Origin of the sequence: Nocardiopsis xinjiangensis YIM 90004, from assembly GCF_000341145.1 — a bacterium.
Taxonomy (GTDB): Bacteria; Actinomycetota; Actinomycetes; order Streptosporangiales; family Streptosporangiaceae; genus Nocardiopsis; species Nocardiopsis xinjiangensis.
This window is the reverse complement of record NZ_ANBE01000046.1, coordinates 18,998-44,448: the sequence shown is the minus strand read 5'-3', so window position 1 is coordinate 44,448 and position 25,451 is coordinate 18,998. Positions and strand designations below refer to the sequence as shown.

21 protein-coding genes and 1 pseudogene are annotated in these 25,451 nt (G+C 70.0%); 13 read left to right on the top strand and 9 right to left on the bottom strand.

Annotated elements, in window-relative coordinates:
* Window positions 1-82: 82 nt before the first annotated feature.
* Together D473_RS0120330 and D473_RS0120325 are read right to left on the bottom strand one after the other, a co-directional pair.
* Entirely contained in the window at window positions 83-1,195 is a 1,113-nt protein-coding gene (locus D473_RS0120330; RefSeq protein ID WP_017610886.1) for a PhoH family protein, read from the bottom strand.
* Window positions 1,196-1,346: 151 nt separating this feature from the next.
* Entirely contained in the window at window positions 1,347-1,697 is a 351-nt protein-coding gene (locus tag D473_RS0120325; RefSeq protein ID WP_017610885.1) for a histidine triad nucleotide-binding protein, read from the bottom strand.
* Between the two features lie 279 nt (window positions 1,698-1,976).
* Here D473_RS0120325 and D473_RS0120320 point away from each other — a divergent pair, with 279 nt between their 5' ends.
* On the top strand, window positions 1,977-2,507 hold the full coding sequence (locus D473_RS0120320; RefSeq protein ID WP_017610884.1) for a SigE family RNA polymerase sigma factor: 531 nt from the start codon (window positions 1,977-1,979) through the stop codon (window positions 2,505-2,507).
* Window positions 2,504-3,193: a hypothetical protein gene (locus tag D473_RS0120315; protein WP_017610883.1), complete on the top strand. Its 690-nt coding sequence runs from the start codon at window positions 2,504-2,506 to the stop codon at window positions 3,191-3,193. Before D473_RS0120320 ends, D473_RS0120315 begins: the two co-directional genes overlap by 4 nt.
* A 58-nt stretch (window positions 3,194-3,251) precedes the next feature.
* On the opposite strand, the gene D473_RS0120310 is transcribed toward D473_RS0120315, so the two are convergent.
* Genes D473_RS0120310 through hrcA form a run of 3 tightly spaced genes read right to left on the bottom strand, consistent with a single transcriptional unit; the run spans window position 3,252 to window position 6,161 of the window.
* Entirely contained in the window at window positions 3,252-3,998 is a 747-nt protein-coding gene (locus D473_RS0120310; RefSeq protein WP_017610882.1) for a 16S rRNA (uracil(1498)-N(3))-methyltransferase, read from the bottom strand.
* A complete protein-coding gene (dnaJ, locus tag D473_RS0120305) occupies window positions 3,995-5,143 on the bottom strand; it encodes a molecular chaperone DnaJ (protein WP_026127144.1) in 1,149 nt (382 codons plus the stop codon). The genes D473_RS0120310 and dnaJ overlap by 4 nt, the downstream gene beginning before the upstream one ends.
* Before the next feature lie 4 nt (window positions 5,144-5,147).
* Entirely contained in the window at window positions 5,148-6,161 is a 1,014-nt protein-coding gene (gene hrcA, locus D473_RS0120300) for a heat-inducible transcriptional repressor HrcA (protein WP_017610880.1), read from the bottom strand.
* A gap of 171 nt (window positions 6,162-6,332) precedes the next feature.
* Here hrcA and D473_RS0120295 point away from each other — a divergent pair, with 171 nt between their 5' ends.
* The 3 genes from D473_RS0120295 to D473_RS0120280 all read left to right on the top strand — a co-directional run bounded on the left by D473_RS0120295 (window position 6,333) and on the right by D473_RS0120280 (window position 9,275).
* Window positions 6,333-7,175 (top strand): DUF3097 domain-containing protein, encoded by an 843-nt coding sequence (locus tag D473_RS0120295; RefSeq protein WP_017610879.1) that lies wholly within the window; start codon window positions 6,333-6,335, stop codon window positions 7,173-7,175.
* Window positions 7,176-8,208: 1,033 nt separating this feature from the next.
* A complete protein-coding gene (locus D473_RS28585; protein ID WP_017610878.1) occupies window positions 8,209-8,538 on the top strand; it encodes a DUF4870 domain-containing protein in 330 nt (109 codons plus the stop codon).
* A gap of 71 nt (window positions 8,539-8,609) precedes the next feature.
* The gene (locus D473_RS0120280; protein ID WP_017610877.1) at window positions 8,610-9,275 is read left to right on the top strand and encodes a DUF4870 domain-containing protein; all 666 of its coding nucleotides are present in this window, start codon (window positions 8,610-8,612) and stop codon (window positions 9,273-9,275) included.
* A gap of 60 nt (window positions 9,276-9,335) precedes the next feature.
* Here D473_RS0120280 and hemW read toward each other — a convergent pair.
* Window positions 9,336-10,521 (bottom strand): annotated as a pseudogene (gene hemW / locus D473_RS25870) (radical SAM family heme chaperone HemW).
* Between the two features lie 154 nt (window positions 10,522-10,675).
* On the opposite strand from hemW, the gene D473_RS0120270 reads away from it, so the two are divergent.
* Window positions 10,676-11,662 (top strand): acyl-CoA desaturase, encoded by a 987-nt coding sequence (locus D473_RS0120270; RefSeq protein WP_017610876.1) that lies wholly within the window; start codon window positions 10,676-10,678, stop codon window positions 11,660-11,662.
* Window positions 11,663-11,744: 82 nt separating this feature from the next.
* Here the strand turns inward: D473_RS0120270 and D473_RS0120265 are convergent, their stop codons facing one another.
* Entirely contained in the window at window positions 11,745-12,389 is a 645-nt protein-coding gene (locus D473_RS0120265; protein WP_017610875.1) for an MOSC domain-containing protein, read from the bottom strand.
* 126 nt (window positions 12,390-12,515) lie between these two features.
* Window positions 12,516-13,559: a LacI family DNA-binding transcriptional regulator gene (locus D473_RS0120260; protein WP_026127142.1), complete on the bottom strand. Its 1,044-nt coding sequence runs from the start codon at window positions 13,557-13,559 to the stop codon at window positions 12,516-12,518.
* Window positions 13,560-13,650: 91 nt separating this feature from the next.
* Between D473_RS0120260 and D473_RS0120255 the strand changes: the two genes are divergently transcribed.
* The 4 genes from D473_RS0120255 (at window position 13,651) to D473_RS0120240 (ending at window position 19,465) form a co-directional block, all read left to right on the top strand.
* Window positions 13,651-15,243 (top strand): glycoside hydrolase family 13 protein, encoded by a 1,593-nt coding sequence (locus D473_RS0120255; protein WP_017610873.1) that lies wholly within the window; start codon window positions 13,651-13,653, stop codon window positions 15,241-15,243.
* Between the two features lie 453 nt (window positions 15,244-15,696).
* Window positions 15,697-16,938 carry a sugar ABC transporter substrate-binding protein gene (locus tag D473_RS0120250; RefSeq protein ID WP_017610872.1) on the top strand — a complete coding sequence of 414 codons (1,242 nt, stop codon included), beginning with the start codon at window positions 15,697-15,699 and terminating at the stop codon, window positions 16,936-16,938.
* A gap of 2 nt (window positions 16,939-16,940) precedes the next feature.
* Window positions 16,941-18,560, top strand: coding sequence for an ABC transporter permease subunit (locus D473_RS0120245; RefSeq protein WP_017610871.1), 1,620 nt, complete (start codon window positions 16,941-16,943; stop codon window positions 18,558-18,560).
* On the top strand, window positions 18,557-19,465 hold the full coding sequence (locus D473_RS0120240) for a sugar ABC transporter permease (protein ID WP_017610870.1): 909 nt from the start codon (window positions 18,557-18,559) through the stop codon (window positions 19,463-19,465). Before D473_RS0120245 ends, D473_RS0120240 begins: the two co-directional genes overlap by 4 nt.
* Window positions 19,466-19,516: 51 nt before the next feature.
* On the opposite strand, the gene lepA is transcribed toward D473_RS0120240, so the two are convergent.
* The gene (lepA, locus tag D473_RS0120235) at window positions 19,517-21,370 is read right to left on the bottom strand and encodes a translation elongation factor 4 (protein WP_017610869.1); all 1,854 of its coding nucleotides are present in this window, start codon (window positions 21,368-21,370) and stop codon (window positions 19,517-19,519) included.
* Between the two features lie 264 nt (window positions 21,371-21,634).
* Between lepA and D473_RS0120230 the strand changes: the two genes are divergently transcribed.
* From D473_RS0120230 to D473_RS0120220, 3 genes are all read left to right on the top strand, one after another.
* Window positions 21,635-22,612 (top strand): hypothetical protein, encoded by a 978-nt coding sequence (locus tag D473_RS0120230; protein ID WP_017610868.1) that lies wholly within the window; start codon window positions 21,635-21,637, stop codon window positions 22,610-22,612.
* Window positions 22,613-22,936: 324 nt separating this feature from the next.
* Window positions 22,937-23,206 carry a 30S ribosomal protein S20 gene (gene rpsT, locus D473_RS0120225; RefSeq protein WP_017610867.1) on the top strand — a complete coding sequence of 90 codons (270 nt, stop codon included), beginning with the start codon at window positions 22,937-22,939 and terminating at the stop codon, window positions 23,204-23,206.
* 121 nt (window positions 23,207-23,327) lie between these two features.
* Window positions 23,328-25,385 (top strand): ComEA family DNA-binding protein, encoded by a 2,058-nt coding sequence (locus D473_RS0120220; RefSeq protein ID WP_241474838.1) that lies wholly within the window; start codon window positions 23,328-23,330, stop codon window positions 25,383-25,385.
* Window positions 25,386-25,451 lie beyond the last annotated feature (66 nt).

Below are 25,451 nucleotides of genomic sequence, written 5' to 3'. Positions count from 1 at the left end.
CGAGCCGGTGACCGCCGGGGCAGTCGCCGACTCGCGGCGCCGTGTCTCAGGAGGCTCCCCCGTGCGCCCGGGGAGTACCTGACTAGTCTGCCCGGTCCTCGGACTCGCTCGGCTCGCCGTCGGCGGGCCCGGAGGTCTCGGCCGGGCCCCGGCTCGGGGTCCGGTCCTGTCCGCGCGCTCCGCCGCGGCCCCGGCGCTCACCCTGACGTACGGCCTGTTCGGCGTCGTAGCGTCCGTAGGCGTCGACGATCTGGCCGACCAGCTTGTGCCGGACGACGTCCTCGCTGCCCAGCCGGCAGAACGCGATGTCGTCGATGTCACCCAGGATGCGCTCGATGGTGCGCAGGCCGCTGGTCTGTCCGCCGGGCAGGTCGACCTGGGTGACGTCACCGGTGACCACGATCTTGGACCCGAAACCCAGCCGCGTCAGAAACATCTTCATCTGCTCCGGCGAGGTGTTCTGCGCCTCGTCCAGGATGATGAAGGAGTCGTTCAACGACCTGCCGCGCATGAACGCCAGGGGCGCGACCTCGATCGTCCCGGCGGCCATCAGTTTGGGGATGGACTCGGGATCGAGCATGTCGTGCAGGGCGTCGTAGAGCGGACGCAGGTACGGGTCGATCTTGTCGTACAGGCTGCCCGGCAGGTAGCCGAGGCGTTCGCCGGCCTCGACCGCGGGACGGGTCAGGATGATCCGGTTGACCTCTTTGTCCTGCAGTGCCTTGACCGCCTTGGCCATCGCCAGGTAGGTCTTGCCGGTTCCCGCGGGACCGATGCCGAAGACCACCGTGTTCCTGTCGATGACGTCGACGTAGCGCTTCTGGTTGGCGGTCTTGGGGCGGATCGTCTTACCGCGGTTGGACAAGATGTTGGTGGTCAGCACGTCCGCAGGGCGCTCGCCGCCGGCACCGAGCATGTGGATCATGCGCTCGATGGTGTCGGGGGTGACGTGGGTACCGCTCTGCGCGAGCTCGATCAGCTCCTCGACGAGGCGGACCACGACTGCGGTCTCCTCGGGGGTGCCACTGATCGTGAACTCGTTGCCGCGCACGTGGATGTCGCTGTCGAAGGAGCGCTCCAGGGTACGCAGGAGCTCGTCGCCCGAGCCCAACAGACTGACCATCGTGTGCTCGTCGGGCACCACGACCTTGACCTGAGTCTCGTGCCGCGGCTGCGTGTCGGTTGTCTCGGCCATGGTGAGGCCTTGCGGCCGCTGTCCCTACCCTTCGGTTCCGGCCCCACCCCGGTGCGGGTGGGTACGTGTGTGCGTGGCCCGGTGTCCTCGATTCTACCAAGGGCACCAGGGCCGATTCGATCCTCTTCTCCCGGCTGTGGACGGCGCCGTCCTACCCGGGGGGCCAGTTGAGACCGCGGCCGCCCAGGACGTGGGCGTGCAGGTGGAAGACGGTCTGGCCCGCGCCGCTGCCGGTGTTGAACACCAGACGGTAACCGGTGCTGTCGACACCCTCCGTCTTGGCCACCTCGTGCGCCTCCTGCGCCAGCTCGTCGACCAGGCCGGTTCCGGCCGAGGCCGCCGAGGCCGCGTCCGGGTGGTGCTCGCGCGGGATCACCAGCACGTGTGTGGGGGCCTGCGGGTTGATGTCGCGAAAGGCGACGGTGCGCTCGCCCTCGCGTACGATCTCCGCGGGCACCTCACCCTTGACGATCTTGCAGAAGAGACACTCGTTCTCGGACATGGGGAACCTCCGTTTCCTCAGGGGCGGTCCGGCCCCATCATGCCGCAGCCCGGCCCCGTTCGCCCCCCGAGCTGTCGGGACCCCGGGGTCGTGGGTGTGTCGGCTTTCGGCGCGGTAGGCTTCTCGTCCGTGCGCGTCGGGCCCCTGTTCCCCTGCCCCTTCCACGCGTGTTCGGATGTCAACGGACGGAATCGCACGACGACTTGGGAAAGAAGAGGTATGCCCTTTCGTAAACCCCGCGACAAGGGTGTGCGTCGAACCGATGTGACGACAGAAACCATGGTGGCCGGAACCACCACGGCCCCGCTCTCAGTGGAGTGGGACGCCGATCACGCGGTGACGGAGCTCTACCGGGAGCACTATCGCCCGCTCGTGCGGCTCGCCTCACTCCTGGTCCGCGACCACGCAACCGCGGAGGAGGTCGTGCAGGACGCGTTCGTGTCCATGCACGGTGCCTGGCGACGCCTACGGGATCCGAACAAGGCCCTGTCCTATCTCCGCCAGGCGGTCGTGAACAAGGCCCGGTCGGTCCTGCGCCACAGGGCGGTCGTGGAGAAACACGCTCCCAAGGCCCTGCCCGACGCCCCCAGCGCCGAAGTCGGCGCCATGAACATGCTGGAGCGCGAAGCCGTGATCCGTGCCCTGCGCAAGCTCCCCACCCGCCAGCGCGAAGCGATCGCGCTGCGCTACTACGGCGACCTGTCGGAGGCACAGATCGCGGACGCGATGAACATCAGCCGAGGCGCGGTCAAGAGCCACACCTCACGCGGGATCACCGCACTCCGCTCTGTTCTGGAGCAGACCACATGACCAGCCCACACGACAACGAAGACGAGTTCGAGGCACAGCTGCGTCAGCTCCTCAAGGCCGAGGCCGACTCCGTCCGGCCCTCCGCCGAGGGGCTCAACCTGATCCGTGAGAGAACCGAGAAGGGGCACGCGGTGTCCTGGTTCGGCCTGCCGTGGCTGCGTCCCGCACTCGCGGTCGCCGGCGCGGTCATGATCGCCGCTTCGGTGATCATGTCCAGTCCGCAGGTGCGCGACCAGGTCCTGGACATCGTCCCGGCCGGCGCGGGCCGCGAAGACACTCCGCCCGTGGACAGCGACGGAACCGACAACGGTGGCGAGGCCGCCGCGCCGGAGACCTCCGCGGATACGGACGGCGGCACCACACAGCCGGAGGGCGAACCCGCGCAGACGCCCGAACCCAGGCCCTCCCCCGAGGATCCCCCGACCGCCTCCGAGGAGGAGGACTACGAGGCCACGTCCTCGTGCCCGCCCGAGGACGAGCCCAGCTCCGAGCCCACTCAGGGCGCGGAGGAGGACCGGCCGGGCACCGGCGGGGCCGAGCAGGACTGCGAGCCCTCCGACGAGCCCAGCGTGCCGGACGAGACCGACGAGCCCGACCCCGACGACGGTGACGAAGGCGAGGGCGAGGACAACGGCCAGGAGGGGCCCGGGGACCCCGAGAGCGAGGGTCCCGAGAGCCTCCAATGACACTGTGCGGCGGGGGCGGCCGACGGGTCTCTCCCCGCCCCGCGCGCCGGGCCGGTGTTCACCAGCGGCCGGTACGCGCCTGCAGGACCGACAGTGCGGCCACCCCGGCGGTGGAGGTACGCAGGACCGAGGGCCCCAGGAGCGCGCGCACGGCGCCGGCCCCGTCGAAGGCTTCCAGTTCGGCGTCGGAGAAACCGCCCTCCGGGCCGACCACGAGCACGATGTGGGCCTCGGTGTCCGCGGGCAGTTCCGCGGTGGCCAGGGTCCGGTCCGCGTCCTCGTGCAGGACCACCGCGAGAGTGGCGTCGCCGAGCAGGTCGGCGACGGTTCTCCGGTCGGCCAGGTCGGTGACCTCGGGCACCCGTGACCGTCGGGCCTGTTTGGCGGCTTCACGGGCGGTGTTGCGCCACTTGTCGAGCGACTTCTGTACGCGCGGGCCCTTCCACCGGGTCACGCAGCGTTCGGCTGCCCAAGGGACGACGGTGTCCACGCCGGCCTCGGTCGTCATCTCCACGGCCAGCTCACCGCGGTCGCCCTTGGGCAGGGCTTGGACGAGGGTCATCCGGGGCCGGGGTTCGGGGTCGGTGTGCACCTCGCCGATGCGGCAGTCGATGCTGTCCTTGCCCACACCCACGACGGTGGCGCGGGCCCGCAGGCCCGCGCCGTCGGAGAGGTCGACGACCTCCCCTTCGCGGATACGCCGCACCATGGCCGCGTGACGGCCCTCGGGCCCGGCCACGGTGGTCGTGGTGTCCGGGCCCGGGGTGAGGTCGGCGGTACCGACGAGGAAGACCGGCGGTGTCACTTCGCGCCGAAGGCGTCGCGGATCTTGGAGAAGAACCCGCCGTGCCCCGGGCTGAACTTGCCGGGTGTCTTGTCCTCACCACGCAGTTCGGCGAACTTGCGCAGCATGGACTCCTGCTCCTCGTCCAGCTTGCTCGGCGTCTCGACGTCCACGCGGATGCGCAGGTCGCCGCGGCCGCTGCCCTCCAGGCGGGTAACGCCCTTGCCAGGCAGGGTGATGACGTGCCCGGAGTTGGTTCCCGGGCGCAGGTCGATGTTCTCGGTCCCGTCGAGCGTGTCGAAATCGAAGGAGGCGCCCAGCGCTGCGGCCGTCATGGGGACGGTGATGGTGCAGTGCAGGTCGTCGCCGCGCCGCTCGAAGGTGGGGTGCGGCTTCTGGACGATCTCCACGATCACGTCACCGCGCGGGCCGCCGTTGGGGCCGACCTCGCCCTCACCGGCGAGCTGGATGCGCACACCGTCGTCGACGCCGGCGGGGATCTTGACCTTGCGGGTGACCTTCTCGCGCACCCGGCCCTCGCCCGCGCAGTCGGCGCAGGGGTCGGTGATGACCGACCCCTGCCCGGAGCACTGCGGGCAGGGGCGGGAGGTCATGACCTGGCCCAGGAAGGACCGGGTGACCTGCGAGACCTCTCCCTGGCCATGACACATCTCGCACGTGGTGCGGTGTGAGCCGGTCGCGGTCCCCTCCCCCTGGCAGGTGTCGCACAGGATCGCCGTGGGGAAGGTGATCTCCTTGGTGACGCCGAAAGCGGTCTCGACCAGGTCGAGCTCGACACGGATCTTGATGCTGCGACCGCGGCGGACGCGCTCGCGCGGACCGCGTCCGCCTCCGGGCTGACCACCGCCGAAGAACGCGTTCATGATGTCGTCGAACGCGAACCCGCCGGCGCCTCCGAAGCCCCCGGCACCGCCGCCGCCACCGGCGGCCGCGAAGGGGTCCTGGCCCGCGTCGAACATCCGACGCTTGCTCTCGTCGGAGAGGACCTCGTAGGCCTGGGTCACTTCCTTGAAGCGCTCCTGCGTGGCAGGGTCCGGGTTGATGTCTGGGTGCAGCTCTCGGGCGAGCCGTCGGTACGCCTTCTTGATCTCATCCTTGGACGCGTCTCGACGCACTCCGAGAGTCTGGTAATAATCTCTGGCCACTGGGTTACTGTCCTGCCAAAATCTGTCCGACATACCGAGCCACCGCGCGGACCGCCCCCATCGTCCCGGGGTAGTCCATACGGGTAGGTCCCACCACACCGATCTTGGCCAGCGACTGGTTTCCCACACCGTAGTCGGCCGACACGACGGAGGTGGATCGAAGACCCTCGTGGAAATTCTCCTCGCCGATGCTCACGGTGAGCATCGAGGGATCCTTCGCCTCACCCAACAAACGGATGAGGACCATATTCTCTTCCAAGGCCTCGAGAACGTCCCTGAAACTGGCGGCGAAGTCGACCGCGGCGAGGTTGGCGGTGCCAGCCAGCACGATCTTCTCCTCATGCCGATCGACCAGGCTCTCCAGCAGGACGGAGAGAACCGACACAGCGATACCGCGGTGTTCCGGCGGAACCTGTGCGGGCAGGCCGTCGAGCATTTCCGGGACGTCACTGAGGTAGCACCCCGCGATGGCTCTGTTGAGCATGGCACGCAGGTCGCCGACCGCATGCTCGCTGACGGCCTCCAGACCGTCGATGACACGTTGTTCGACCCGGCCCGTGTCGGTGATGACGACCATCATGATCCGCTGGTTCCCGAGAGGGACCAGTTCCACGTGCTGGACCGACGAACGTGTCAGCGAAGGATACTGCACGATCGCGACCTGGCGGGTGAGTTGTGCGAGCAGACGCACGGTACGCGCGACGATCTCGTCCAGATCGACGGCACCGCCGAGGAAGGACTCGATCGCGCGGCGTTCCGGCGCGGAGAGCGGCTTGACCGAGGAGAGCCGGTCGACGAAGAAGCGGTAGCCCTTGTCCGTGGGTACCCGGCCGGCACTGGTGTGCGGCTGGGCGATGTACCCGTCCTCCTCCAAGGCCACCATGTCGTTGCGGATGGTCGCTGATGAGACACCGAGCGGGTGCCGGTCGGCCAGAGCCCTGGACCCGACCGGTTCGTTGGTGTTGACGAAATCCTCGACGACGGCACGCAGGACTGCGAGCTTGCGCTCGTTCAGCAACTCGCCACCTCCTGGCACTCCTTGGTCCACAGTGCTAATTCTATGCCCGATCGCAAACCCGAGCGCTGACTCGGGGGTGAGATTGCCCGGTCTCGAGCCGTGCGGGGCCTGTCGGAACGGGCCGGGCCCTGTACGTGAGGGGGGAACGGTCAACGGCTAGACTGCACCACCGTGGCAAGCGAGGGAACCGGCCGCTACGGCCGTGACGTGCTGGCGGGCGACTGGCGCAGGCCGCGCAAGGGCGCGGTCCGCGACGTCGAGATGGAACGCGGACTCGTGGTCGAGGACGCCGACGAGGCCTTCTGTGGTGCGGTGGTCTCCTGGGACAAGGCCACGGTCACCCTCGAGGACCGCGGGGGCAAGCTGCGGGTCTTCGACCTGGGGCCGGCGGCCTTCCTGCTGGAGGGACGTCCCGTGACCCTGGTGCGCCCGGCGCCGGAAGCATCGGGCGGGCCGCTGCGCAGCGCCTCGGGTTCGGTGGCGGTCACCGGCGCCCGCGCGCGTGTGGCGCGCGAGAGCCGTATCTACGTCGAGGGCGCCCACGACGCGGAACTGGTGGAGAAGGTCTGGGGCCACGACCTGCGTGTGGAGGGAGTGGCCGTGGAGTTCCTGGAGGGAGTGGACGCCCTTCCGGAGATCGTCGCGGAGTTCTGCCCCGGCCCCGGCCGCCGGCTGGGCGTACTCGTCGACCACCTGGTTCCCGGATCCAAGGAGAGCCGGATCGCCGCACGGGTCACGGGCGCGGACGTCCTGGTCACCGGGCACCCCTACGTCGACGTGTGGCAGGCCGTGCGGCCCGGCACGGTCGGTATCGGGGCATGGCCGCAGGTGCCGCGCGGCCTTCCCTGGAAGGAAGGGGTCGTGGACGCCCTGGGATGGCGGTGCGGCACGGGCGAGGCGTGGGGACGGATCCTCGGGTCGGTCCGTACCTATGCTGATCTGGAGCCTGCCCTGCTGGGGCGGGTCGAAGAACTCATCGACTTCGTGACGGGACCCCATCCAGAGGAACCGTAGGATTTCAGGCAGCGTCACAGGACTGGTGCGCCGTCCGTGTCCTCCGGTCCCGGGCCCCTCGGTCGTCGGTACTGCCCGGTAGGACCATCAGCGCCCCCAACCAGCGGAGTCAAGGAACAGCATGAGCGAGACCCCGACGAACCCCCCGTCCCCGGACGACGATCCCCAGGAGGGGCAGCAGTCCGGCGCACAGTCGCCGTACACGCCGCAGCCCTCGGGTGAGCAGCAGCCGGTTCAGGGCGCACAACCCGGTCATGCTCCCCAGCAGCCGGAGCCGGAGCAAGAGCAGCCGGCGCCCGGTCAGGCCCCGGGGGCCCGGTCCCCGTACGCGCCCGAGCACGGTCAGCCGCAGCCGGGACAGGCTCAGCAGCCGCCTTCGGGCGGACAACCCGGCTACGCCGCCCCGCCCGCCTACGGGCAGCCCTCGGGCGGACAGCCCGGCCACGGCGCTCCCCAGCAGCCCGGCTACGGGCAGCCGGGACACCCGGGCCAGCCCCCTCAGCCGGGACAGCCCGGACAGCCTCCCCACCCGGGATACGGCCCGCCCCAGCCCGGATACGGCCAACAGCCGCCTTCGGGCGGACAACCCGGCCACGGCGCCCCCCAACAGCCCGGCTACGGGCAGCCGGGACACCCGGGCCAGCCCCCTCAGCCGGGACAGCCCGGACAGCCTCCCCACCCGGGATACGGCCCGCCCCAGCCCGGATACGGCCAACAGCCGCCTTCGGGCGGACAACCCGGCTACGCCGCCCCGCCCGCCTACGGACAGCCCTCGGGCGGACAACCCGGCCACGGCGCTCCCCAACAGCCCGGCTACGGGCAGCCGGGACACCCGGGCCAGCCCCCTCAGCCGGGACAGCCCGGACAGCCTCCCCACCCGGGATACGGCCCGCCCCAGCCCGGATACGGCCAACAGCCGCCCCACCCGGGACAGCCCGGACCCTACGGCGGCCCCGAGCAGGGTGTCTATGGTCAGCCCGGCGCCCCGGCCCAACAGCAGGTCCCGGGCGGCGGCAACGACGTCCTGGTGGGCATGCTGGCGCACCTGTCCGGTTTCATCCTGGCCTGCGTGGGATGGCTTCCTCCGCTGGCGATCTACTTCGCCAAGCGCAAGCAATCGGCGTTCGTCCGCCACCACTCCTCCGAGGCGGCCAACTTCCAGTTCACGCTGCTCATCCCCTACGTCATCGCGGCGGCGGCCTTCATCGCCCTGGGGATCTTCTTCCCGACGCTGTCCTGGATCGGTTCGGCGCTGTTCGCGCTGATCTGGATCGTCGCGATCGTCTTCGGTGTTCTGGCCGCCACCAGAGCGAACAGGGGCCAGTGGTACCGCTACCCGCTGAGCATCCGCCTTCTCAAGTGACCCCCGCCCCTGGCGCTCTGAGCCCGCCCGGGGGCACGTTGTACCCGCAACAGGACGACTGAGGTATCCACATGTCCAATCCGAACCCTCCCTCGGGCCACGGCGGCCAGGGATGGCAGAACAACGGCGGTATGCCTCCCCAGGGCGGCCAGGGCGGTTACCCGCCTCCGCCCGCCCAGGCACCCGGTGGCTACCCGCCCCCGCACCCGGGAGGACAGCCGCCGCAGAACAGCGGCTACGGCCCTCCGCCTCCCGCACCCGGTGGCTACCCCGGCGGCCAGGGCATGCCCCCCGGCGGTCACCAGCAGGGCAACATGCCGGCCCCCTACGACCAGGGACCCGGCATGCCCCCGCCCCACCAGGGCCAGGCGTGGGGTGCCCCCTACGGCCAGGGCGGCGGCATGTACGGCCACGGCCACCCGACCCCGCCCGAGTGCAGCTCGGCCAAGGCCATCCACATCGGTGCGATCTTCGGCCCGATCGTCGCTCTCATCATGTACCTGATGAAGAAGGACGAGTCGCCCTACGTGCGGTACCACGCCGCGCAGGCGCTCAACTTCCAGGTCCTGATGATGATCGGCTACTTCATCAGCGGTGTGCTGATGTTCGTCCTGGTGGGGCTCCTGACGTGGCTGGCTCTGCTGGTCACCGCGATCATCCTGGAAATCATTGCTGCCGGAGCGGCCGGCCGCGGTGAGTGGTACCGCTACCCGTTCAACGTCGGCTGGATCAGCTGAGGGACGGGCGCACACATGCCGGAGGGGGCCGCCGCGGCGGCCCCCTCCGCCGTGTCCGGGTCAGGTGAGCTCGCGGACGACGGCGTCGGCGAGCAGGCGGCCGCGGCGGGTCAGAACGGCACGGCCGCCGCGGTGCGCGTCGGCATCGAGCAGGCCCTTGACGACGGCGTGTCCGGCGGCGGCGCGGCCGTGGGTGTCGAGAAGGTCGAGCGGGCACCCTTCGGCCACACGCAGTTCCAGGAGGATGCGTTCGAAACGGCGGTCCTCCGCGCTGAGGACCTCACGTGCGTGGCCGGGGCTGTCTCCGGNGGGTGCCGCCGACGTGGCTGTGGGCGCCCGGACCCACGCCCCACCAGTGGCCGCCGGTCCAGTACAGGTGGTTGTGCTCGCTGCGCCCGTGCGGGCCGCGGGCCCAGTTGGAGACCTCGTAGGCGCGGTACCCGGCGGCCGTGAGGGCGTCGTCGGCCATGAGATAGCGGTCGGCCATGGTGTCCTCGTCCGGTTCGGAGAGTTCACCGCGGCGGACGCGTACAGCCAGGCGGGTGCCCTCCTCGACGATGAGGGAGTAGGCCGAGACGTGGTCGGGGCCGGCGGCGATCGCGGCGTCCAGGGAGGCCGCCCAGTCCTCGTCGGTCTCGCCCGGGGTCCCGTAGATGAGGTCGAGGTTGACGTGGTCGAACCCGGCCTCGCGGGCCCAGGCCACGCACTGCTCGGGCCGACCGGGGGTGTGGCCCCGCTCGAGGACCTTCAGCACGTGTTCGCGGGCGCTCTGCATGCCGAAGGAGACCCGGGTGAACCCTGCCTCGCGCAGGCGGGCGAGGTAGTCGGGGTCGACCGTCTCGGGGTTGGCCTCGGTGGTGAGTTCGGCGTCGGGGCGCAGACCGAACCGGTCGCGGATACGGGTGACGATGCGGCCGAGGTCCTCGGCCGGCAGGAGCGTGGGTGTGCCCCCGCCCACGAAGACGGTACTGACCTGGGGACGCTCACCGGTCAGGACCCGGTCGGCCAGGTCGATCTCGGCGATGGCCTGGTCCGCGTAGGTCTCCCGTGAGGACTTGGCGGTGCCGTCGCGGGAAACGAGCTCCTCGGCGGTGTAGGTGTTGAAGTCGCAGTACCCGCAACGGGTGACGCAGAACGGTACGTGGACGTAGAACCCGAGGGGACTCCGGCCGAGCTCGGCCAGTGCCTCCTCGGGCAGGGCGCCGGTGGACGGTACGGCTTCGCCGTCGAGGGCTACGGAAGGCATGTTCCCAGTGTCGCCGACGCGACGGCGTGCCCCGGCCCACCCCGGCGCACCTGCTCATCCACAGCGGGTCGGCGTGGGCTTGACGAACCTACGGCACCGTAGCTTACGGTGGCGTAGGTAACAATGGCGCACCAGTCACGAGATGGCGGAAGAGATGACGGACACCCCCCCTTCGCCCGCTGACCCTCCGGAGAAGGAGACGAGGAGCGCTTCCGGCGGCTTGCGCGAGAGCGACCTCGATCCGGAGACCCGCAGCAAGACGGATCGCGTCACGGTCTTCATGTACGCGCTCATCCCGCTGCTCGCCGTGGCCGCTGCGGTCCCCTTCGCCTGGGGATGGGCGCTCACCTGGGTGGACGTGGCCATCGGCACCGCCTACTTCCTGCTCGGCGGCCTGGGTGTCACGGTCGGTTTCCACCGCTACTTCACGCACGGTTCCTTCCGCGCGAAGCGGCCGCTGAAGATCGCGCTGGCGATCGCCGGAACGGTGGCCTTCCAGGGAAGTGTCATCAAGTGGGTGGCCGACCACCGTCGCCACCACAAGTACGCCGACGCCGAGGGCGACCCGCACTCGCCGTGGCGTTTCGGCGACGACTGGAAGTCGGTCGCCAAGGGCCTCTACTACGCCCACATCGGTTGGCTGTACCTGGACGACCGCAAGACCTCGCTCAAACGGTTCGCGCCCGACCTGCTCAAGGACAAGGACATCGTGGCGATCGACCGCTGGGCGGTACCGATCTTCGCGGTCTCCCTGTTCTCCCCGGCCCTCATCGGCGGCCTGATCACCATGTCCTGGTGGGGCGCGCTGACCGCCTTCTTCTGGGGCGGGCTGGTCCGCCTCGCGTTCCAGCAACACGTGACGTGGTCGGTCAACTCCATCTGCCACACCATCGGCGAGGAGAACTTCGAGGTCCGCGACCGCTCCCGCAACGTGTGGTGGCTGGCCGTTCCCTCCTTCGGTGAGTCCTGGCACAACCTGCACCACGCCGACCCCACCTGCGCCCGGCACGGTGTGCTCAAGGGCCAGATCGACATCTCCGCCCGCACCATCTGGGCCTTCGAGAAGCTCGGCTGGGCCACCAAGGTCCGCTGGCCCGACGCCGAGCGGCTGAACGCCAAGAGGGTCGATCCACAGCCCTAGATCATTGATGTGGGCCGGGTCTTCCGGTGTGCAGGGGTGCCTGGTGTGCTGGGGTGGGATCGGGCCTCACCGAACGACACGTCTAGACGCGGGTGGCTGCGCGTTCGGCCTGGACGCCCCACGCTTCGGACACACCCGGTAGGGCGGCCAGTCTGCGCAAGGTGTCGAGGTCCCCGGCGCGGGAGGCACGGAACCCGGCCAGGACGGTGAGCCCGTGGTCGGGCCGGTGCTCGATGGTGACCGTGTCACCGGGGGCGATGTGGCCCGGTTCGAGCACGCGCATGTAGAGGCCGGTGCGGCCTTCCTCGGTGAAGCGGCGCACCCACTGCCGTTCCTGGAGCCAGCCCTGGAACACCCCGCACGGGGTCCGGGGCAGCGCTACTTCGAGCAGGACGGGCCCGACTCTCCAGCGTTCGCCGACGACACCGGCGAGGAGGTCGAGTCCGGCGGTGGTGAGGTTCTCACCGAAGCTCCCGTTGGGGAGGGGGCGCCCCAGACGGCTCTCCCACAGGTCCAGGTCCTCGCGGGCGTAGGCGTAGACGGCCTTGTCACGGCCGCCGTGGTTCTCGGTGTCGGCTTGTTCGTCACCGTCGAGGCCCAGCGGGCCGGCGTGCGCGCCGCCCTCCACCGGGGTCTTGTCGATGGCGGTGCGTTTCATGCGTCCGGCCCAGTCGGCATCGAACGCGCGGCCGGTCTGCACGGAGAGGATGCGGGCCTCGGTGTCCATAGGGGAACTCTAGAACAGGCCCTGTCTCCCCGGGCAAAGGGTTTTCACGCAGCGGGCCGCCACGGGCCCCGGGTACCGCTCCGGCCCGGGCCGGAGCGGTGGGCCACGGGTCCTGCCCGTGTGCGCTCACACGGGACGGGGCTCGGCCTCGGCTGCGGGGACCGTACGGGAGGGCGACGCCGCGGTGGAACCGCGCACCACGAGCTCGGGGGCGAACATGTACTCCGCACGAGAAGCGGCGTGGCCGGCGATCTCGTCGCACAGGGTGCGCACGGCGGCCAGGGCCATGGCACTGACGGGCTGGCGGACGGTGGTGAGCGGGGGGTCGGTGAAGGCGATGAGCTGGGAGTCGTCGTAGCCGACCACGGAGAACTCCTGGGGCACGCGCAGTCCGCGCCTGCGGGCCGCGCGGATCGCGCCGAGGGCCATCATGTCGGAGCCGCAGACCATGGCGGTCACCCCGCGTTCGATGAGGATGCTCGCGGCCGCGTCTCCCCCTTCGACGCCGAACAGGGAGAGCTCGACGAGGTCGTCGCCGTCCAGTCCGTGGGAGACCAGGGCCTGGTGGTATCCCTCGAGCTTGCGGCGCACGGGAACGTAACGTTCGGGGCCGCTGGTGAAGCCGATGCGGGTGTGGCCCATGGCAACGAGGTGGTCGACGGCCTGGCGCCCGGCCTCGCGGTCGTCGCAGGAGACGAACGCGGCGGGCAGGTCCTCGGAGTAGCCGTTGACCAGCACGATGGGCAGGCGCCGGGAGACGAGGGTCTCGTAGCGTTCGCGCGAGGCGGTGGTGTCGGCGTGGCGGCCGGAGACGAAGATGATGCCCGAGACGTTGCGCTCGAGCAGCAGTTCGACGTACTCGTCCTCGGTTATACCGCCGGGGGTCTGGGTGCACAGCACGGGGGTGAAGCCGCGTTGGGCCAGGGCGCTCTCGGCGGCCTGGGCGAACATCGGGAAGACGGGGTTGCCGAGTTCGGGCACGACCATGCCGACCAGCCCGGCCGACCGCTGCCTCAGCCGGGCCGGCCGTTCGTAGCCGAGCACGTCGAGCGCCGTGAGGACGGCCTTGCGTGTCTCGCCGCCGACCCCTGGTTTGTCGTTGAGCACCCGCGAGACGGTCGCCTCGCTGACGCCTGCGTGCCGCGCGATGTCGGCCAATCTTGGACCCATGGTCCCGACTTTAGTCGAGATGACTGTCACACGACAGAAAGTTGACGGTAATCTTGCGCAAGAACTTGCACAGATCTCAGGAAGGACCTCCATGGAGTCGCACTGGTGGCGCGAGGCGGCCATCTACCAGATTTACGTCCGCAGCTTCGCCGACTCCGACGGCGACGGCGAGGGCGACCTCGCGGGCATCTGCCAGAAACTGCCGCACTTGGCGGAACTGGGAGTCGACGCGATCTGGCTGACACCCTTCTACGTCTCTCCCCTGGCCGACGGGGGCTACGACGTCGCCGACTACCGCGACGTCGACCCGCGTTTCGGCACCCTGGAGGACTTCGACACCCTCCTCGCGAGCGCCCACGAGCTCGGTATCCGCGTGATCATCGACGTGGTACCCAATCACACCTCCTCCGCCCACCGCTGGTTCCGTGAAGCGGTGGCGGCCGAGCCGGGCAGCCCCGAGCGGTCGCGGTACCTCTTCCGGGACGGCCGCGGCCCGGACGGCTCCGAGCCGCCCAACAACTGGACCTCGATCTTCGGCGGCCCGGCCTGGACACGGCTCAAGAGCTCCGACGGCGTCCCGGAGCAGTGGTACCTGCACCTGTTCGATTCCGAGCAGCCCGACCTGGACTGGACCAACCCCGAGGTCCACGAGGAGTTCGAGGACGTCCTGCGCTTCTGGCTGGACCGGGGCGTGGACGGCTTCCGCATCGACGTCGCGCACGGCATGGTCAAGGCCCCGGAACTGCCCGACGTGGCCGAGGGCACCGAGGCGGGGATGCTCGACGGGCAGCACGAGCTGCCCTACTTCGACCAGGACGGGGTGCATGAGATCTACCGGCGCTGGCGCCGGATCACCGACTCCTACGAGGGCGACCGGGCGCTGGTGGCCGAGGCCTGGGTCGAGGACGCCGACCGGATCGCGCGGTACCTGCGCCCGGACGAGCTGCACCAGGCGTTCAACTTCGAGTACCTGACCGCCGCTTGGGACGCTACGCGCCTGCGGGAGGTCGTGGACACCTCGCTGGCGGCCAACGGCGCGGTCGGGGCGGCCACGACCTGGGTGCTGTCCAACCACGACGTGGTGCGGCACGTGACCCGTTTCGGCGGGGGCGAGCAGGGACTGCGCCGGGCGCGGGCGGGCACGCTGTTCATGCTGGCGCTGCCGGGGTCGGCCTACCTGTACCAGGGTGAGGAGCTGGGCCTTCCGGAGGTGACCGACCTTCCGGAGGAGGCCCTGCAGGATCCCACGTGGGAGCGTTCGGGCCGCACCGACCGCGGCCGGGACGGGTGCCGGGTTCCGCTGCCGTGGGAGGGCGGGAGCTCCCCGTTCGGTTTCGGCCCGGAGGGAACCACACCGTGGTTGCCGATGCCCGAGGCCTACGGTCCGCTCTCACGCGAGTCCCAGCGCGGCGTGGAGGGCTCGACCCTGGAGATGTACACGCGCGCTCTGCGGCTGCGGGGCGAGCTGGCGGCCCTGGGCGACGGGACGATGGAGTGGTTGGAGTCCCCCGAGGGGGTCCTGTACTTCGACCGCGGTTCGGGGATCCGCTGTGCGGTGAACACGACCGGGGCCGCGGTGGAGCTGCCGGAGAGCGGCGAGGTCCTGGTGGCCAGCGGTCCGGGTGTCTTCGCTGGTGAACGGCTGACACTGCCGGGCGAGACGGCGGTGTGGCTGCGCGTCTGAGCCCTCCGTTCGTCCTGGGGCCGGGACCGTGTGCTCCGGCCCCGGGGCGCCTTCTACAGGCCCGGGGACCGCTCGGCCCCGCCTTCCCCTCCCCAGTCACCTCTTCCCCATCCCCTTGCTTTCCTGACGGAGGCCGAGGGCCGGTGCGGCCCGCCCGTGCAGAACCGGGTACGGGCCTTGCTCCTTCCGGCCGTCCGCCGAGCGATGGTGTGACTCTTCGAGGGTTCGATCACAAATCTTCCCGACCGAACGTCACACAGGCCTCACCCAGGGGTGATCATCACGGGGTTGTTCCCGTCATGTTTCCACATCTTTACCGGAAGCCCCTGCAAGGCATTTCAACCGCTGCAAATTATTGCTAACGTCACATCACCACGCATGCCCCGACGGTCCCTTCTCACCGGCGAACCGCATGCGCCCCCTTGCAGGCCCCCGGAAGGAAAACACATGAGAATGCGAAGCGTCCCGGCCCTGGCCGGTATCGCCGCCCTCAGCCTGATGGCCACCGCGTGCGGCGGTGGGGACGGCAGCGACGAGGGTGACGGCAGCCAGGAGGGCACCCTCGTCATCTGGTCCGACCCCGAGCGCTCCGATGCCATCCAGGCGGCGGCCGAGGAGTTCGCCGAGACCAACGGCATCGAGGTCGACGTACAGAACGTCTCCTTCGACGACATCCAGGGCGACGTCGTCAACGCCCACCAGGCAGGCAACGCACCGGACCTGTTCCTCGGTGCCCACGACTGGGTCGGCAACCTCATGCGCAACGGGGCCGTGCAGCCGATCGAGCTGCCCTCCGACCGAGCCGAGGAGCTGGACGAGACCGCGATCGAGGCCATGTCCCTGGACGGGCAGCTGCTGGGCGTGCCCTACGCGCAGGAGAACATCTTCCTCATGCGCAACACCGAGCTGGCCCCCGATGCCCCTGAGACCTTCGAGGAGCTCGTCGAGACCGGCACCGGTCTCAAGGACGAGGGCGAGGTCGGCGAGGTGCTGGCCATGGCCGTCGACCAGGAGGGCGACCCCTTCCGCATGAACCCCTTCATGCGTTCGGCCGGCGGTTACCTCTTCGGGCAGGACGACAACGGCGAGTGGAACCCCGACGACCTCGGTGTGAACTCCGACGAGACCCTCGAGGCCATGGAGCAGATCGCCGAATACGGCGAGGAGGGCGAGGGGGTGCTGCGCCGCAGCATCGACGTCGAGAACGACGCTCCCCTCTTCTTCGACGGTGACACCGCCTTCTTCGTCGCCGGCCCCTGGAACCTGGCCGACGCCGAAGCCTCCGACATCGACTTCGAGATCAGCGCGATCCCCGGCTTCGAGGACGGCGAACCCGCCAGCCCCTACCTCGGCTACCAGTCCTTCTTCGTCTCCGAGGGCGGGGCCAACAGTGCTCTGGCCGAGGAGTTCGTGGTCAACCACGTCACCGACCCCGAGTTCGTCCTCGACCTGTACGAGGCCGACCCGCGCACCCCCGTGCAGTCCGAGGCCCTGGAATCGGTCTCCGAGGACGACCCGAACATCGCCGCGGTCGCCGACGCCGCCGAGAACGGCGTCGCGATGCCCAACATCCCCGAGATGGGCGAGACGTGGGAGCCCCTCGGTGTGGCCCAGGCCCAGATCATCGGCGGCGAGGACGCGCGTGAGGCTCTGGAGAGCGCCCACGAGCAGATCGCCGAGCGGATCGGCCAGTAAGGATGGCCGCCGACAACCCCCGGCCCGCGGGCACTCCGACCGACGGAAGGCCCGCGCGCCGGCCCCTTCCCGGGGGGCGTTTCGCCGCACGCGGGTCACTCACCGGCACGTTGGTCAAGGTCGCCCTCCTCGGTCTGTTCACCGCTCTGGGAATCTGGGCGGTCCTGCCGCTGTACGTGGCGGGCAATTGGTGGGGCATCGCCCTGACCGTGGCGGTGGTCGCCCTCGTCTACTGGGTCTACCTGTCAGGGCGCACGGTCCCGGCCAAGTACCTGGTGCCGGGTGTGGTCCTGCTGATGGCCTTCCAGATCCTCCCGGTCCTGTACACGATGAGTACGTCGCTGACCAACATGAGCGACGGCCACCGCGGCACCAAGGAGCAGGCTGTTCGCTCCATCGAGGCCTTCTCCGTGGTGCGCACCGACGGCTCCGAGGAGTACACCCTCACCGTCGCCACCAAGGGCGATCCGGAGACCGGTGACCTCGTCTTCCTCCTCACCGACGAGGAGCGCCAGGCCTACGCCGGTGACGCCGACGGGCTCGAAGAGCTCACCGGCGCCACCGTCGAAGACACGGGCAAGGTCTCCGAGGCTTTCGGGTACACCCTCCTGTCACCCAACGAGGTCAATGCCCGCAGCGACGAGCTCCAGGAGTTCGCCGTGCCCACCGGCGAGGGGAGCGGGATCCGCTCCAGCGGCCTCAGCAGCGCTTTCGAGGGCAGTGCCCTGCGGGTCTACGACGCCGACTGCGACTGCGTGGAGGACAGAGAGACCGGAACGGTCTACACCGCCGACGACGACCGCGGCGCCTTCTACGACGAGGACGGCGAGCGCCTGGCCCAGGGCTGGCAGGTCGGTGTCGGGTTCGACAACTTCCTACGGTTCCTGGTCGATCCGACCTTCGCCACGGCCTTCTTCGGGACCCTGGTGTGGAACATCGCCTTCGCCGCCTCGGTCACCTTCCTGGTGTTCGTGTTGGGCCTGGCGGTGGCCATGACCCTGCACGCCCCGCGCCTGCGCGGCAAGACCGCCTACCGGATCCTCGTGGTGCTGCCCTATGCCATGAGTTCCCTGGCGATGTATCTGCTGTGGCGGGACATGTTCAACGCCGACTTCGGCCTGTTCAACCGCATGCTCGGGTTGGAGGTGGACTGGCTCGGCGATCCATGGGCCGCCCGGGCCGCGGTGATCCTGGCCAACGTGTGGCTGGGATACCCGTACATGTTCCTGGTGGCCACAGGCGCGCTCCAGGCGATCCCGCGCGAACTCTCGCAGGCGGCCCGCCTGGACGGGGCCGGGCCGTGGCAGGCCTTCCGGTACGTGACCCTGCCGCTACTGATGGTGGCGATGACCCCGATCCTCATCTCCACCTTCGCCTTCAACTTCAACAACTTCAACGCGGTGTGGCTGCTGACCCAAGGCGGGCCGTTCACGTCCGACGGAACCATGGCCGGGGGCGCCACCGACCTGCTCATCACCTACACCTACCGCCTGGCCTTCAGCGAGGCCACGGCCCAGTACGGGTACGCGGCGGCGATGTCGGTGATGATCTTCGTCATCGTCTCGGTGATGTCGGTGATCAGCCTGCGCCGCAGCAAGGCACTGCAGGAGGTGGACCGATGACGGCCGACACCGTCGACACAGCCGTTCGGCCCGTACACCACCGCACGACCGGGACCCGGTTCGCCCTGTGGGCGCGCCGGCTGGGCTGGCGCCACGCGGTCATGCTGGTCGTCGTGGCGTTCGCGGTCTTCCCGGTGCTGTTCGTGGTCTCGGCGGCCCTCAACCCGGTCGGAACGCTCAGCAGCTCACAACTGTGGCCGACCGGGGCGAGCCTCGACAACGCCCGCGCCCTGTTCGACAACACCCCGTTCGCGACCTGGTACACGAACTCGCTGTTCTTCGCCGTCACCAACGCCGCCGTGACGGTGCTGCTGTCGGCGCTGGCCGCGTACGCCTTCAGCCGGATGCGGTTCAAAGGGCGGCGCGTGGGGCTCATCGGGCTCCTGGTGATCCAGATGTTCCCGCAGTTCCTGGCCATCGTGGCGATCTACCTGATGTTCTCCGACCTCGGGGAGCTCTACCCGGCGATCGGTTTCGACACCCGGTGGGGACTGCTGCTGGTGTACCTGGGCGGCGCGCTGAGCATCAACACCTGGCTCATGAAGGGTTTCTTCGACACGGTCCCCGAGGAACTCGACGAGTCGGCGCAGATGGACGGGGCCACACACGCACAGGTGTTCTTCCGGATCATGTTGCCGCTGGTGACCCCGGTACTGGCGATCGTGGCGCTGCTGGTGTTCATCAACACCATCAACGAGTTCCTGCTGGCTAGTGTGTTCCTGCGGGACACCGAGGCCCAGACGCTGGGTCTGGGCCTGTACCAACTCGTGGACTCGCAGCGCAACGCCAACTTCGGGATGTTCGCGGTCGGGGCGATCATGTTGTCGCTGCCCACGCTCGCGGTCTTCTGGTTCCTGCAGCGATACATCTCCGACGGACTGACCTCCGGGGCGGTCAAGGGCTGAGGGACCCTGACCCGCGGGCCGGCCGGGTGGGGCCGGCCGGCCCGCGACGCACTACTTCTTCTTCTTCTTGTCGTCCTTGTTGTCGTCGCCGCTGCCCTCGGTGGACAGCGCGGAGATGAAGGCCTCCTGGGGCACCTCGACCCGGCCGACCATCTTCATGCGCTTCTTGCCCTCCTTCTGCTTCTCCAGCAGCTTGCGCTTACGGCTGATGTCACCGCCGTAGCACTTGGAGAGCACGTCCTTGCGGATCGCGCGGATGTTCTCGCGGGCGATGATCCGCGAACCGATGGCGGCCTGGATGGGGACCTCGAACTGCTGGCGCGGGATGAGCTCGCGCAGCTTCTTGGTCATCTCCACGCCGTAGGCGTAGGACTTCTCCTTGTGCACGATCGCGGAGAAGGCGTCCACGGCCTCACCTTGCAGAAGGATGTCGACCTTGACCAGATCGGACTCGACCTCGTCGGTGGGCTCGTAGTCCAAGGAGGCATAACCCTTGGTGCGGGACTTGAGCTGGTCGAAGAAGTCGAACACGATCTCGGCCAGCGGCAGGGTGTAACGCATCTCCACGCGGTCCTCGGACAGGTAGTCCATACCGTGCAGCGTGCCGCGCCGGTCCTGGCACAGCTCCATGATGGGGCCGATGAACTCCGACGGGGTGAGCATCGTGCCCTTGACGACCGGCTCGTAGATCTTGTCGATCTTGCCCCCGGGGAACTCGCTGGGGTTGGTGACGATGTGTTCCTCACCGTCCTCCATGTCGACCCGGTAGACCACGTTGGGGGCGGTGGAGATGAGGTCGAGATCGTACTCGCGCTCCAGGCGGGCGCGGGTGATCTCCAGGTGGAGCAGGCCCAGGAAACCGCAGCGGAAACCGAAACCCAGGGCGACGGAGGTCTCCGGCTCGAACTCCAGAGAGGCATCGTTGAGCTGGAGCTTCTCGAGGGCGTCGCGCAGGATCGGGTAGTCGGTCCCGTCGATCGGGTACAGGCCCGAGAACACCATCGGTTTGGGTTCCCGGTAACCCTCCAGCATCTGCTCGGCGGGCTTGTGGAAGGCGGTGATGGTGTCACCGACCTTCGACTGGCGCACGTCCTTCACACCGGTGATGATGTAGCCGACCTCGCCCACGCCCAGGCCGTCGGACTTGCGCGGCTCGGGTGAGCTCACGCCGATCTCCAGGATCTCGTGGGAGGCCTTGGTCGACATCATCTGGATGCGCTCGCGCGCGCGCAGCCGCCCGTCGACCACACGCACGTAGGTGACCACACCGCGGTAGGTGTCGTAGACCGAGTCGAAGATCATCGCGCGCGCCGGGGCTTCGGCGTCACCGACCGGGGCCGGGAACTGGGTGACGATCTCGTTGAGAAGATCCTCGACACCGTCACCGGTCTTGGCGCTGACCTTGAGCACGTCGGAGGGGTCGCAGCCGATGATCCCGGCCAGCTCCTCGGCATACTTCTGCGGCTGGGCGGCCGGCAGGTCGATCTTGTTGAGCACCGGGATGATGACGAGGTCGTTCTCCAACGCCATGTACAGGTTGGCCAGGGTCTGGGCCTCGATACCCTGCGCGGCGTCCACGAGCAGGATCGCGCCCTCGCAGGCGGCCAGCGAACGGGAGACCTCGTAGGTGAAGTCGACGTGCCCGGGGGTGTCGATGAGGTCGAGCGTGTACTCGTGGTCGTCCAGAGCGGTGAACGGGATGCGCACGGCCTGCGACTTGATGGTGATGCCGCGCTCGCGTTCGATGTCCATGCGGTCCAGGTACTGGGCGCGCATCTGGCGTTCCTTGACGACCCCGGTCATCTGGAGCATCCGGTCGGCCAGCGTCGACTTGCCATGGTCGATGTGCGCGATGATGCAGAAGTTGCGGATCCGCGCAGGATCGGTCCAGTTCGGCTGTGCCACCGTGCTCCGTTCAACAGGTTGGGTGCTGGTCGTACGCGCCCGGTGCGGGCACCGACCCGCCGCGGTCGGCGGCGTCTGACATCATCCCACGGCGAGGGCCTGCGACCGGTCTGCGAGCGGTCGGGCCCGTGGGCGCGGGAGGTACTGTCCAGATTATGTCAGCTTCCGGACCCTCACGCCGGTGCGGTCGGCGGTCCCGAGGGACGGACGGGGCAGGCAGGGGCCCGAGCGGGCCGAGCGGTGGGCCGTGGAAGGAGCGATCGGGTGAAGTGGGTGTTGACGCGGTTGCTCGCCGGAGCGGCCGCTGTGGCCGTTCTGGCGGTGGCGGCGAGCGCGCTCCTTGCCCACCAGTACTCGGGTGAACCGGACACGTCGGTGGGCGGCACCGGCGCGGACGCGGCCTGGGTGGGTTCCTGGGAGGACACCGGCACCCTCGCGGCCCTGCTGGAGACCGGCGGGATCGACACCCTGTACGTGCACGCCGGGCGGATCGCCGGGGACGGGTCGGTCGCGCCCGTGGAGGAGACCGCCTCGCTGCTGTCCTGGCTCGAGGAACACCACCCCGACGTACGGGCCCTGGCGTGGCTCCGACACACCGCGGACGGTTCCTCCCTGGTGGAGGACCGGTTCGGGAGCGAGGAGCGCGCGGAGCTGGCGCCGGCCGCCGCTGAACTGGCCGGTGGCGGTTTCGACGGCGTGCATCTGGACGTGAGCCCAGTGACGGTCAACGACCCCTCCTACCCGACGCTCGTGGAGGAGATCCGCGAAGAGCTCGGCGAGGATCCCGTGCTGTCGGTGCGGGCCCACCACGTGGAGCTGGTGCCGGGCGGGCGGGTGCCCTCGTTCGTGTTCGGCGGCGGGGAGAAGTACTGGTCCAAGGGCTACCTGGAGCGTGTCGCCGAGCAGGCCGACGACGTCGTACTGCCCGGGGTGGACGCGGCGATGCCCACGGAGTCGATGTACGGCGGTTTCATGGCCCGCCAGGTCACGCAGACACTGGACGCGCTGGAGCGGCAGGAGGACCTCACCGTGCGGTTCGGTGTCCCGGTCCACACGAGCGAGGCATGGGCACCGGTACACGAGAACGAGGACGCGCTGACAGCGCTGCGGGCGGTGCGCCTGGGGTTGGGCGACGCCGGGACCGGCGCGGACACCACGATCGGTGTGGCGCTGCACGTGGCCGACGAGGCCGACGGCGAGGACCTGGGCGCCTACACCTCGGAGTGGCTCGGCAACGGCTGAGGCCGGGCGGGGCCGGGCCGGCGCGAAGGCCGGGCGCGGACCTGTAGCGGCCGGTGGAGGGGCGCATGGGACCGCGGACAGAGGGAGCGTGCGTTCCGGGGACGGAAAGTGTGCGGGACGCCGCTCCACCGGATGCACGAACCAGTGCGCGCGTGTTGCATACTGGAGGTCCGTGTCTCGGATTTCCACAATCGGTTTCGAGCCCTGTGGACTCACACACCCCGCGCCGGCGCCCACGCACGCCACTCACGGAACGGCTGCACGCGAGTAGGACGGCCTGTTCGACCGGCGCACAGCAACAGAGCAACTGGAGCACGTTTTCGCATGGCGAACATCAAGTCGCAGAAGAAGCGCATTCTGCAGAACGAGAAGGCTCGTGTCCGCAACCAGGCGGTGCGCTCTTCCCTGAAGACCGCCATCCGCCGGTTCCGTGAGGCCGCCGAGGCCGGGAACGTCGAGCAGGCCACCGTCGCCCAGCGCAGCGCCGCCCGCTCGCTGGACAAGGCCGTCAGCAAGGGCGTCATCCACAAGAACCAGGCCGCGAACCGCAAGAGCGCGATCGCCAAGCGCCTGGACGAGCTGCAGGCCGCCTGAGACCTCGGTTCTCCGAAGCCCGGTCCCGTTCTCGACGGGACCGGGCTTTTTGTGTGCGGGGGTTGTCCACAGCCCGAGATCACCCGGTGACACACGGCAAGCACCTCTCTAACGTTGAGGTATGAGCCCTCGTTCCCGCCGGCACGAACGCCTCCACACACTGGGCCCGGCACCCGCCGACGGCCCGCGCCCGTTGCACGAGTCCCCTGCGGCCCAGCGCCTGCGCTCCCGGATCCCGCGCCCGCCGTCGGCCGGCTCCCCCGTGCCGGCCGCGCCCTACGCGGTGGACGGGACGGGCACGGAGTACCGGCCGCACCTCCCCCGCGACGCGGCCTCCCCCGCACGGGGCGGGGACGGCGCCGGCCCCATGCCGGGGCACTTCCCTGCGCGTGGCCGGGGACAAGGGCTCGAGGCCGGGGAGCCCGCCGCCTCCGGCCCTCGCTCCCGGGAGGAGCACACACCGTTGACCGAGCTGTTGGAGGAGTCCGACACCGAACGCCTGCCTCCGCCCTCCGGGGCGCGCCGGACCCGGGCCGGTACCGGCGGCCTCCCGGGCACGGGAAGCACACCCGGCGACGCACATGGCTCCCCCACCGCGCACGGCGCACGCGATGCAGGACCACCGCGCGTGCGCATGCCTCGCCCGCGTACCGGTTCCGGTGCGGATCCCGGAACGGCTCCGGGAACGCGCGTCCACGGGGGAGGCCCCCGCGCCCGCACACACACGTCCGCGCTGCAACACCCTCCAGGACCTCCCGCGCGCCTGGACCCCCCGCCCCTCTCCGGCACCGACGACGACCTGCTCGACGGGACCGGCACCACCCGCCTGCGGCCGCGTCGCACCCCGGGCCCCCACACCCCGGGCCCCGCAAGACCCGACCGCGAAACGGGACCCGCAGCGCCCGCCCGGGGCACGGGGACGAACGGTGGGGTCACCGCCGGCTCCGGGTACGGCGTCACCGGGGAGCCGCCGATCAGTGCCGAGGTCCTGCGCAACCACCAGGGCCCCGCCCCCACCGGCCCCTCCTCCCGATCCGGCGAGAGCATCCGTCCTTCACCGCCCTCCCACACCGACGAGGACCTCTCCGGGTCCGATGACACCGTGCGCCTGCGCATGCGCTCCGTGGGCCACGCCCTCCCGTCCCCCGAGGGCGGGGCCTCCCCGCGCGGCACCACACCACCCGCGGCCCCGGTCCCCGGCCGCCCGACGTCCGGCGCCGCCCCGCACGGACCCGCGACCCGCAGGTGGGTGGGGCACCGGCCCTTGGGCGAACAACCGCGCGAGTACCACCGACCGTCCTGGCCCGCGGCCCCTCCCTCCGGTGAGCGGCGCAGTACCGCCTCCGCCGGCTGGCCCGACCGCGATCCGGCGGACACGGCGCCCCTCCCCGACCCCGCGCCGGGCACAGCACCGGAGGGGCGCTCCCCCCGACCGCAGGACTCCCCGTGGCTGGACCCCGACGACGAAGAGATCCTCAAGGAACGCAGGCCGCCGTCCGGCTACGTGGAGTTCGACACCGACGACGGCGCCGAGGCCGACGCCCCGCTGAACCGCCTGGCCCGGTGGTGGGGGCCGAACGCGACCCTGTCCAAACGGGCGGTCATCGCGCTCTTCGTCCTGGGCGCGGCCGCGGTCGTGGCCGCGCTGCTGTTCCTGCGCCGGGAGCCGGAGGAGATCGACGTCCCGGAGATGGTGCCCCAGGCCGCCCCCGACAGCGGGGACGGCGGCGACGAGAGCTCGGGGGAGGAGACCGAACCGGTCGCGGAGGAGGACGTGGTCGTGCACGTGGGGGGCGACGTCGAGGACCCGGGCCTGTACACGCTCCCACCCGGTGCACGGGTCCTGGACGCGGTCGAGGAGGCCGGCGGCGCCCTGCCCGACGCCGACCTGGACCTGGTCAACCTGGCCCGGCCCGTGGCCGACGGCGAACGGATCCTGCTCGGTGCGGAAGCCGTCGCCGAGGGCGCGGAGGGGCCGGAGGGACAGCGGGTCAGCCTGAATCAGGCCGACGGGTCCGCGCTGGAGACGTTGCCGGGCATCGGTGAGGCCAAGGCCGACGCGATCCTGGAGCACCGCGAGTCCCTGGGGGGATCGTTCTCCAGCGTGGAGGACCTGATGGACGTCAGCGGGATCGGGCAGAGCACCTTCGACAACCTGGAGGATCAGGTGGCGCTCTGAGCTGGATCCCGCCCCCTGCTCCGTAGATTCACGTACGCACACCGCGCACCGGACCGGGCTCCGCCC

What these genes read in the sequence shown, in the direction of transcription:
- D473_RS0120220 (WP_241474838.1), top strand. Translation starts at nt 23,328, where the DNA reads ATGAGCCCTCGTTCCCGCCGGCACGAACGCCTCCACACACTGGGCCCG.
- D473_RS28585 (WP_017610878.1), top strand. Translation starts at nt 8,209, where the DNA reads ATGCTGGCGCACCTGTCCGGTTTCATCCTGGCCTGCGTGGGATGGCTT.
- D473_RS0120265 (WP_017610875.1), bottom strand. Translation starts at nt 12,389, where the DNA reads ATGGACACCGAGGCCCGCATCCTCTCCGTGCAGACCGGCCGCGCGTTC.
- D473_RS0120250 (WP_017610872.1), top strand. Translation starts at nt 15,697, where the DNA reads ATGCGAAGCGTCCCGGCCCTGGCCGGTATCGCCGCCCTCAGCCTGATG.
- D473_RS0120270 (WP_017610876.1), top strand. Translation starts at nt 10,676, where the DNA reads ATGACGGACACCCCCCCTTCGCCCGCTGACCCTCCGGAGAAGGAGACG.
- D473_RS0120320 (WP_017610884.1), top strand. Translation starts at nt 1,977, where the DNA reads ATGGTGGCCGGAACCACCACGGCCCCGCTCTCAGTGGAGTGGGACGCC.
- D473_RS0120245 (WP_017610871.1), top strand. Translation starts at nt 16,941, where the DNA reads ATGGCCGCCGACAACCCCCGGCCCGCGGGCACTCCGACCGACGGAAGG.
- D473_RS0120240 (WP_017610870.1), top strand. Translation starts at nt 18,557, where the DNA reads ATGACGGCCGACACCGTCGACACAGCCGTTCGGCCCGTACACCACCGC.
- D473_RS0120260 (WP_026127142.1), bottom strand. Translation starts at nt 13,559, where the DNA reads ATGGGTCCAAGATTGGCCGACATCGCGCGGCACGCAGGCGTCAGCGAG.
- D473_RS0120315 (WP_017610883.1), top strand. Translation starts at nt 2,504, where the DNA reads ATGACCAGCCCACACGACAACGAAGACGAGTTCGAGGCACAGCTGCGT.
- rpsT (WP_017610867.1), top strand. Translation starts at nt 22,937, where the DNA reads ATGGCGAACATCAAGTCGCAGAAGAAGCGCATTCTGCAGAACGAGAAG.
- D473_RS0120330 (WP_017610886.1), bottom strand. Translation starts at nt 1,195, where the DNA reads ATGGCCGAGACAACCGACACGCAGCCGCGGCACGAGACTCAGGTCAAG.
- D473_RS0120325 (WP_017610885.1), bottom strand. Translation starts at nt 1,697, where the DNA reads ATGTCCGAGAACGAGTGTCTCTTCTGCAAGATCGTCAAGGGTGAGGTG.
- D473_RS0120280 (WP_017610877.1), top strand. Translation starts at nt 8,610, where the DNA reads ATGTCCAATCCGAACCCTCCCTCGGGCCACGGCGGCCAGGGATGGCAG.
- D473_RS0120255 (WP_017610873.1), top strand. Translation starts at nt 13,651, where the DNA reads ATGGAGTCGCACTGGTGGCGCGAGGCGGCCATCTACCAGATTTACGTC.